4 protein-coding genes are annotated in these 8857 nt (G+C 41.6%); 3 read left to right on the top strand and 1 reads right to left on the bottom strand.

The window, feature by feature from the left end; translation table 11 throughout:
• Nucleotides 1–187 precede the first annotated feature (187 nt).
• The 3 genes from VRK28_RS07110 to VRK28_RS07120 all read left to right on the top strand — a co-directional run bounded on the left by VRK28_RS07110 (nt 188) and on the right by VRK28_RS07120 (nt 7177).
• Complete coding sequence (locus VRK28_RS07110; RefSeq protein ID WP_332393633.1) at nt 188–2941, top strand: S9 family peptidase; 2754 nt, start codon at nt 188–190, stop codon at nt 2939–2941.
• Between the two features lie 189 nt (nt 2942–3130).
• Nucleotides 3131–5344, top strand: coding sequence for a catalase/peroxidase HPI (gene katG / locus VRK28_RS07115; protein WP_332393634.1), 2214 nt, complete (start codon nt 3131–3133; stop codon nt 5342–5344).
• A 135-nt stretch (nt 5345–5479) separates the two neighbouring features.
• Entirely contained in the window at nt 5480–7177 is a 1698-nt protein-coding gene (locus VRK28_RS07120) for a diguanylate cyclase (protein WP_332393635.1), read from the top strand.
• A 44-nt stretch (nt 7178–7221) separates the two neighbouring features.
• Here the strand turns inward: VRK28_RS07120 and VRK28_RS07125 are convergent, their stop codons facing one another.
• Nucleotides 7222–8487 carry a sensor domain-containing protein gene (locus VRK28_RS07125; RefSeq protein WP_332393636.1) on the bottom strand — a complete coding sequence of 422 codons (1266 nt, stop codon included), beginning with the start codon at nt 8485–8487 and terminating at the stop codon, nt 7222–7224.
• Nucleotides 8488–8857 lie beyond the last annotated feature (370 nt).

Here is an 8857-nt window from a genome sequence, read left to right on the forward strand (position 1 = left end):
CCATGCAGTACGAACAAGTTAATTAAACCCCGTGTCTACTTTATCGGGGTCAGATCATATGGCTTATAGCTTAAAGCTTACAGCTATCAGCTCACCTCCCCAAACACGCCACTTATCGTATCTACTCGAATTGTTTATTAAAAACGCTACACTGGGTGCATCAGTTTAAAAACAACGAGAAAGATGAATGAAAGCGCAATTATCACTTTTGAGCTTAGCCTTGGTGACAAGCCTTGGTAATGCACAGGTTAGTGCAAAAGAAGCTCTGCAATTTAAAGACGTGTTTGATTTTAAATACGCAAAAGGCACCCAACTTTCTGAAGATGGCCAAATTCTTAGCTTTAGTGCCGACCCTTATCGCGGTAATGCACAAGGTCAGGTTTATACATTAAACAACAACACCCTGCTAACTAGCGTTGAGCGTGGTACTCGCCCAACTATTAATAAAGCAGCAAACTGGGTCGCTTTTACTCAGGTACCTACCCTACTTGAAAAAGAAACTACCAAGAAAAAAGACCAGCTAAAAAACAACCTTGTTTTAGTGAATACTAAAAATGGTGAGCAACAAACCTTTAACGATGTAAAAGACTATGCGTTATCAGATGATGGTGTATGGCTTGCTTACCGACTAGATAAGAAAGCAGATAAAAAAGACAGCGAAGAAAAAGACGAAAACAGCAGCGAAATCAAGCCAGACCAAAAAGATAAAAGCTTTGATTTAGTGCTTGTTAACCTTCAAGACAAAACCACTCACACTGTAGATAATGTATTTAGTTATGCAATGAGTAGCACTGGCGAGCAATTATTAGCAAGCCAAAGCTACAGTGATGGTGCCGACAACCAAGTTGTATTAGTTGCGCTTAATAATGGCTTTGCAACGAGTGTACTGATTGATGAGCCGGGTGTGGTGGCAAATAAAATAGCTTGGCAACCAAACAGCAATACCGCAGCGCTATTAATTGGTAATTATGTGAATGATGATACACGCCGTCGTGACCACAGCTTACAGCTTTTACAAAATGGGGCGCTTTCAACCATTAACTCTGCAGATAGTAGCTGGACTATTGGCAAAACAGCATCGCTAAAATGGTCTGAAGATGGTGCTCGTTTATACTTTGAAAACCACCCTAAACTCGCTGCAAAAGTTACCCTAAAAGAATACAAAGATGAAGCCTCTTTATATGATTTCGATACCATTCGCGACCAAAAGGGCCTTAACGTTTGGCACAATAAAGACGCTGAAATTAAGCCACGCGAAGAGCAGCAATGGAACAAAGCGAATAAGCTTCGTCACTACCAAGCGGTATATCATGTAAATGGTCAGCAAGTTGTGCAGTTAAGCACGCCTAACATGCCTGAGGTTTCGCTAAATACTCATCGCGAAGCGCTATTAGGTTATTCAGACCGACCTTACCTAGAACGTGTTATGTATGGCGGTTTTTACGCAGATTACTTCAGTGTTGATGTTAAAACTGGTAAACAAACCGCTATTGTCAGCGACTATCCGTTTAGACCAAGCCTTGCGCCTAATGGTCAATTTGCGGCATTTTTCCAAGATAGCCAAGTGCAGCTTAAAGATTTAGGTAACAACAAGGTTTCAACCTTATCTAAAGCAATTAACGCTATTTTTGCTGATGATAAACATGACTACCCTTCGCCTCAACCGGGTTATGGTTTTGCAGGCTGGTTAAACGACAGCAGCCAAGTACTGGTTTACAGTAAATTTGATATTTGGGCTTTTGATGTCACAACACAAAAAGCAACGCGCCTAACTCAAGGTAAAGAAACCAATACCCAATATCGTGTTATTAAACTTGATAAAGACCAAGTGGGCTTTGCCAAAGATGAAACATTATTGCTAAGTGCAAAGAACCTGCAAGATAAGCAAACTGAAATTGCCAAACTTGACTTAACAAACAATAAAGTAAGCAAAGTACTTTCAGGTAAAAAGCGCTATGATGTAGTTAAAAAGGCGAAAAATGCCGACAAATACCTATTTACTGCACAAACATATCAGCAATTCCCTGATTACTACCAAACTGACTTTAGCTTTAAAAAGCCACAACGTGTTACCAACCTAAACCCACAAATTAGCAACTTTGCATGGGGTGAAAAACCTGAGCTTATTAGCTACAAAGGGTTTGATGGGGAAGATTTACAAGGCGTATTAATTAAGCCTGCGGGCTACAAAAAAGGCGATAAGGTTCCGGTGGTTGTGTACTTCTACCGCTATATGAGCCAACGCATGTATGACTTCCCGAAAATGGAATTAAATCATCGTCCTAACTTCCCGATGTTTACCTCAAATGGTTATGCGATTTTCTTACCAGATATCCGTTTTGAAATTGGTCACCCAGGTAAATCGTCAACTCAAACGATGATCAACGCCACTCAAAAGTTGATTGATTTAGGCATTGCTGATCCAGATAAAATTGGTTTACAAGGTCACTCATGGGCAGGCTACCAAAGTGCCTTTATGATCACGCAAACAGATATGTTTAAGGCGGTTGTATCGGGTGCGCCAGTATCTAACATGACCAGTGCATATAGCGGTATTCGCTTAAAATCAGGTCTTGCACGTCAGTTCCAATACGAAACAGGTCAAAGTCGCATTGGTAAAACGTTATTCGAAGCGCCAGAGCTATACATCGAAAACTCACCAGTGTTCTTCGCCGATAAAGTGAATACCCCAATTCTGATTATGTTTGGCGACAAAGATGATGCTGTGCCATGGCACGAAGGTGTTCAATACTACCTAGCGCTTCGTCGTGCAGGTAAAGATGCCACCTTCTTACAATACGAAGGTGAACCACATCACCTGAAGAAATTTCCTAACCAAGTGGATTTCTCAGTACGCATGATGGAATATTTTGATCATTACTTAAAAGGCAAACCAGCCGCTGAGTGGATCAAAAATGGTGTACCCTTTATTGAAGAATAAGCAATAAGCTAAATTAAAGCTTACTGCAAACCTCACCCAGAGCCAGCATTTTTGCTGGCTCTGTTCTATAAAATCAATCACACCATCTATTTTTTCGATTTTATCAATCGATTTAAACCCCAGTTTGTAAGTGGAAAGTTAACCAGAACAAATCTATATTTCACCCAACTTCTAACTGGAGACAACACAATGTTTAAGAAATCAACGTCAGCTTTGTCTAAAGTAGCTGTTGCGGTATCACTGTTGGTGGCAACAGGCGTACAAGCTACAAACGACATCAAATCAAACCAATTCTGGTGGCCAGAGCAATTAGATCTTAGCCAACTTCGTGCCCATGGCGCAGAGTCTGATCCTATGGGTCCTTACTTTGATTACAAAAAAGAATTCTTAAAGTTAGACCTAAACGCAGTGAAAGCTGATATTGAGAAAGTATTGACTGATTCTCAAGATTGGTGGCCTGCTGACTACGGTCACTATGGTCCGTTCTTCATCCGTATGGCGTGGCACGCATCAGGTACTTACCGTACTTTTGATGGTCGTGGTGGCGCAGGCGGTGGTCAACAACGTTTCGACCCATTAAACAGCTGGCCTGATAACGCGAACCTTGATAAGGCGCGTCGTTTACTTTGGCCTATAAAACAAAAATACGGTCGCAGCATTTCTTGGGCTGACTTAATGGCGTTAACAGGTAACGTTGCACTTGAATCAATGGGCTTCAAAACCTTCGGTTATGCCGGTGGTCGTGAAGACGATTGGGAACCAGATTACGTATACTGGGGCCCTGAAGGCAAAATGTTAACTGACGAACGTCGTGACAAAAAAGGCAAACTTAAAGGCCCATTAGCGGCAGTTGAGATGGGCTTAATCTATGTAAACCCAGAAGGCCCTCACGGTAACCCTGATCCACTTCTAGCAGCAGAAGACATTCGTTTATCATTCGGCCGCATGGCAATGAACGATGAAGAAATCGTTGCGCTAATCGCCGGTGGTCACAGCTTTGGTAAAGCACACGGTGCGAAAAAAGCAACGTGTTTAGAAAAAGAGCCAGCAGCAGCAGGTATCGAAGAGCAAGGTTTAGGTTGGAAAAACAAATGTGGTAAAGGTCACTCAGAAGATACCATCACTTCAGGTCTTGAAGGTGCATGGACAGTGACACCAACACGTTGGTCAATCAACTACCTACAAAACTTATTCAACTTTGAATGGGTTAAAACTAAGAGCCCTGCGGGTGCGACTCAGTGGATCCCAGAAAATGGTCAAGCGTCTAACCTAGTGCCAGATGCGCACATTAAAGGTAAGCGTCATGCGCCTATCATGTTCACAACTGATATCGCGTTAAAAGCAGATCCTGAGTTCCGTAAGATCTCAGAGCGCTTCTTAAACGACCCGAAAGAGTTCGAACTGGCATTTGCTAAAGCATGGTTCAAACTAAACCACCGCGATATGGGCCCACGTGCTCGTTACCTAGGTGACTTAGTGCCAGAAGAAGTATTAATTTGGCAAGACTATATCCCTGCGGTTGACCACAAACTAGTTGATAGCAAAGATATCGCGTCACTTAAAGCGAGCATCTTAGATTCAGGCTTATCTGTATCTGAACTAGTGCGCGTTGCTTGGGCATCAGCAGCAAGCTACCGTGACACAGATATGCGTGGTGGTGCAAACGGTGCACGTATTCGCTTTGCTCCGCAAAAAGATTGGCCGGTAAACAACCCGAAAGAAGTAGCTAAAGTACTAAGCAAACTTGAGAAAATCCAAACTAAGTTCAACAAAAAAGCATCTGGCGGTAAAGAAATTTCACTAGCAGATATGATTGTTCTTGGTGGTGCGGCTGCAATCGAAAAAGCAGCAAGCGACGCGGGTTTCTCTATCGCAGTACCGTTCAAGCCTGGTCGTATGGACGCGTCATTAGAAATGACTGACGTTGAATCATTCGAAGTACTTGAGCCAACAGCAGATGCGTTCCGTAACTACTACAGCTCAGCATGGAAATCACCGGCTGAAATGTTAGTTGAACGTGCTGATTTACTAAGCTTATCAGTACCAGAAATGACTGCACTACTAGGTGGTATGCGTGCCCTTAACGCGAATACTAACCAAACTAAACACGGTGTATTCACGAAAAAACCTGGCACATTAAGCAACGATTTCTTCGTTAACCTATTAGATATGTCAACGAAGTGGTCTAAGTCTTCTGGAGAAGGTATTTACGAAGGCCGTGACCGTAAGTCAGGCAAACTTAAGTGGACAGCAACACCAGTAGATTTAATCTTCGGTTCAAACTCAGAGCTACGTTCAATTGCTGAAGTGTATGCCTCTGACGATGCTAAACAAAAGTTCGTTGATGACTTCGTAGCAGCATGGACTAAAGTGATGACGCTAGATCGTTTCGACCTACGTTAATTCTTATTTTCGCAACCAACAAAGCCGCTAAATTAGCGGCTTTTTTTATTTTCGTTGATAATTTACTCGACAAGGCAGCGGTTTACGTTAAAAATAAAACTTTATCATTATATTTATTGGACACAGGCATTAGGGATGATTGCGCGCTTTTTACTGCTTTTTATTTTCTACTCATTATGCCTAAGCATAACTAGCCAAAGCCGTGCCGATAATTCCCCGATTGTTAATATCGAACAACGTAGCGTTGACCTCACTCAATTTGCTATGAGCTATTTTATTGATAGCACAGGCACTATGCCTCTTTCACAAGTTCAGCAGCAAAATTTTATCAACAGTCAAAACGAGCTTACTTTAGGCACCAACGCTAAAACGACGTGGTCAAAAATAGTTATAAAAAATAGCTACAGCGATACCCTACGCTTATTTGTGCATAACCCAGATGCTTATCATTTAGAAGAAGTCAGCTTTTACGAAACACAATCAGCACAACTGATAAACCAATCGGTTATTCAACTTGATAAAACTGGGCCTAAAGCCAACATGTTTGGTGGCAGTGCCGTGTTTTCGTTTTATATTGCTCCTAACCAGCAAAAAACAATTTACGTAAAAAGCGTCACCTTTTCTCATCAGTGGTTTGCATTAGCTATTTTTGATGAAGAGCATTCAAAGAGAGCCCTTGTCGGGAATGGTAATTACATTGCGCTACTTGTCGGGATGATGTTAGCGCTGATGATTTATAACTTCTTCTTATATTTATCGGCACGTAAAATCGAGAACATTGTTTACGCCCTATATCTTATCTCTGGCACGGTGTGGGTGGCGCTATCTTATGGTGTTGCTGCTAACTTCTTTGGCATTTTTAGTGCTGAGCTATTACAGCTCAATTCTAACTTACTGAGCATGCCAAGCTTTTTAGTAATTTTTGTAATGCTCATTTTCGAAACCAAAAAGCATTACCCTAAAGAGCATATCGCGCTGTCGATTATCTTGTTCCTACTGGTTGCTGACTTTATCTATAGCTTGTTCGATATTGTGGGGGCATTAAAACCTGCCAGTAGCTTGGCAGCTTTAATGATGACGGTAACATTTGGAGTATCTATTTCGCTGTGGCGCAAAGGTAACACACTGGCAAAATACTTTTTGCTCGGCCACTCTATGTTCGTTATTTTCAATATGCTGGCAGTGCTTTATTACAAGGGGATCAGCGACGCAAACGTGATAAATAGCCACGGTGTAGGCATAGGTATTTTGCTCGAAGCGTTAATGATGGCGTTTATTCTTTCTTATCGAATTAAGAGCCTCGAAAAAATTAAAGCACAGCAAACTGAGCTCAATCGCTTGGTCGATACAGATCCTATGACAGGCCTGTATAACCGCCGTTACTTTGACAGAAAAAGTGAGGAATTGATTGCCGCTATGGCAAATAATCAGCAAGAGTTAACCCTCCTAATTGCTGATCTCGACCACTTCAAAAATATCAACGACACATACGGCCACGATGTTGGCGATAAAGTTATTATCGCATTTGCCAACATACTCACCTCAGAGCAAGGCCTTGCTGATATAGCCTGCCGTTACGGCGGAGAAGAATTTGTGCTACTACTCAATTGTAACCTACTTGATGCCAAGCAAGTTGCCGAGCGAATTCGCCAAAAAGCCCAAGAAACCTACATCACCATTGATGAAGTACAAACCGTGCAATTTACCGTGAGTATTGGTGTACATAGCGTAGCTCATGCTTCAACAACCGTGAAAGAGACCCTCACCATTGCCGACAAAGCATTGTATAAAGCGAAAAGTAACGGCCGTAATTGTGTTGAAGTGGCTGCTTGAGGGGAAAGTTTCAAGTTTCAGAGCAACTTAAGGCTTTAAAAACATTAGCTGAAATGAATGATGGTTGTTCCAGGTTGCTTTTTAGCTTGGTACATAGCCGCATCCGCTTCTTCAATTAGCTGGTTTGCTGCATACACACCATCGCCGAGAAAATGCGCTGTCACACCGATACTTGCTGTGACTTCAATTGACTTACCTTTGCAACTAAAAGGGGCTGAAAATTGATCCGCTATTTTATGTGCCAAGCGATTCAGAATCGTCGTGTTAGTTACGCCTGAAATAGTCACTAAAAACTCATCTCCCCCCATTCTTATCACATAATCGGTACTTCTGACGGCAGCTTTAAGTTGCTTTGCAACCCATACCAAAACTTCATCGCCTAGTGCATGACCATGCTGATCGTTGATTTGTTTAAAATCATCTAAGTCGATATAAATAAAGCCCATTCCTTCAGCCACATCACCATTTTCACTAAATACATCATTTAATAATTGCTCTAGATAACGACGGTTCGGTAATTGAGTAAGCGGGTCAAGATTCGCAAGCTCAATCAAAGCCTGCTCTTTATTTTTTCGAGCTGAAATGTCACGCACAATCGCAAGAAGATAGCTTTTCCCTTGATGGTCGATATGACACACACTCACTTCTGTAGGAAAAACCTGACCATCTTTTTGTTTTAAGCACGACTCAAAAATAGTGGTTTCTTGAGCTTTTATACGCGCCACCCTTTCTTGCCATTTAGCCTTGGTATCGTAGTCAGGGTTAATGTCCGGAATGGTTAGTTTTAAAAGCTCCTCCTTTTCATAACCTAAGCACCTATAAGCTAATTGATTACAATTAAGGATTTGACCAAACTGAGGGTTTGCAACAAAGATGGCATCATTCGATTTATCAACCAAATGGGTCAGCAAAATATCCGCGGCCGCCTCTTTATTGACTGTTGTTAAGTCAATAATTTGCGAAATATAACGCACAACATTACCGTCATTATCCATCTCGGCAACAATATTTAGCTGACAATAAATTGCATGACCCAACTTATGCATGTAACGCTTTTCGATTTGTAATGGCTGCTCAGGAAACTGATTAAGCTTGGCACGAATAGCTTTATTTAACTCTCTGTCATCAGCATGAGTTATAACAACATCATCTGCGTACACCTCATCGCCTTCGTAACCTAAGAGTTGTTTTAGTGCCGGGTTTGCATATTCGAGTTTACCGCTAGGCGAGGAAACAATGACAGGGATAGGTGTAATTTCTATTAACCGATAAATAGGATTAACAAACATCTGTACGTCATTAAGTTTCATGGGCAACTCGAGTCCAATACATTATTACTACTCAGTAAAATGAAAGAATAGACTATAAATTAGCTATCAGCTATCAGCTATCAGCTATCAGCTATCAGCTATCAGCTATCAGCTATCAGCTATCAGCTATCAAAATTATGTAGGGCGTCATTTGGGGTGGCAAGAATTGATTCTAGGTTTTAGGTGCTAGGTGCTAGGTGCTAGGTGCTAGGTGCTAGGTGCTAGGTGCTACCAGCATAGTTTGACTTTTTATGAATGCGATAGATTTTATTCAGCGCACTTATCATCACTGACTCGTATGAAGCTAAGCTTGTTGTGCTTCAATGAAACCGGACACTAATTTAGGTGGTATTATTACCACTCAAACAGA

Origin of the sequence: Pseudoalteromonas sp. P80D2 (assembly GCF_036680945.1) — a bacterium.
Classification (GTDB): domain Bacteria; phylum Pseudomonadota; class Gammaproteobacteria; order Enterobacterales; family Alteromonadaceae; genus Pseudoalteromonas; species Pseudoalteromonas shioyasakiensis.

Bases quoted from the DNA above. Each gene is read 5' to 3' on its own strand.
- VRK28_RS07120 (WP_332393635.1), top strand. From the start codon at position 5,480: ATGATTGCGCGCTTTTTACTGCTTTTTATTTTCTACTCATTATGCCTA.
- VRK28_RS07125 (WP_332393636.1), bottom strand. From the start codon at position 8,487: ATGAAACTTAATGACGTACAGATGTTTGTTAATCCTATTTATCGGTTA.
- katG (WP_332393634.1), top strand. From the start codon at position 3,131: ATGTTTAAGAAATCAACGTCAGCTTTGTCTAAAGTAGCTGTTGCGGTA.
- VRK28_RS07110 (WP_332393633.1), top strand. From the start codon at position 188: ATGAAAGCGCAATTATCACTTTTGAGCTTAGCCTTGGTGACAAGCCTT.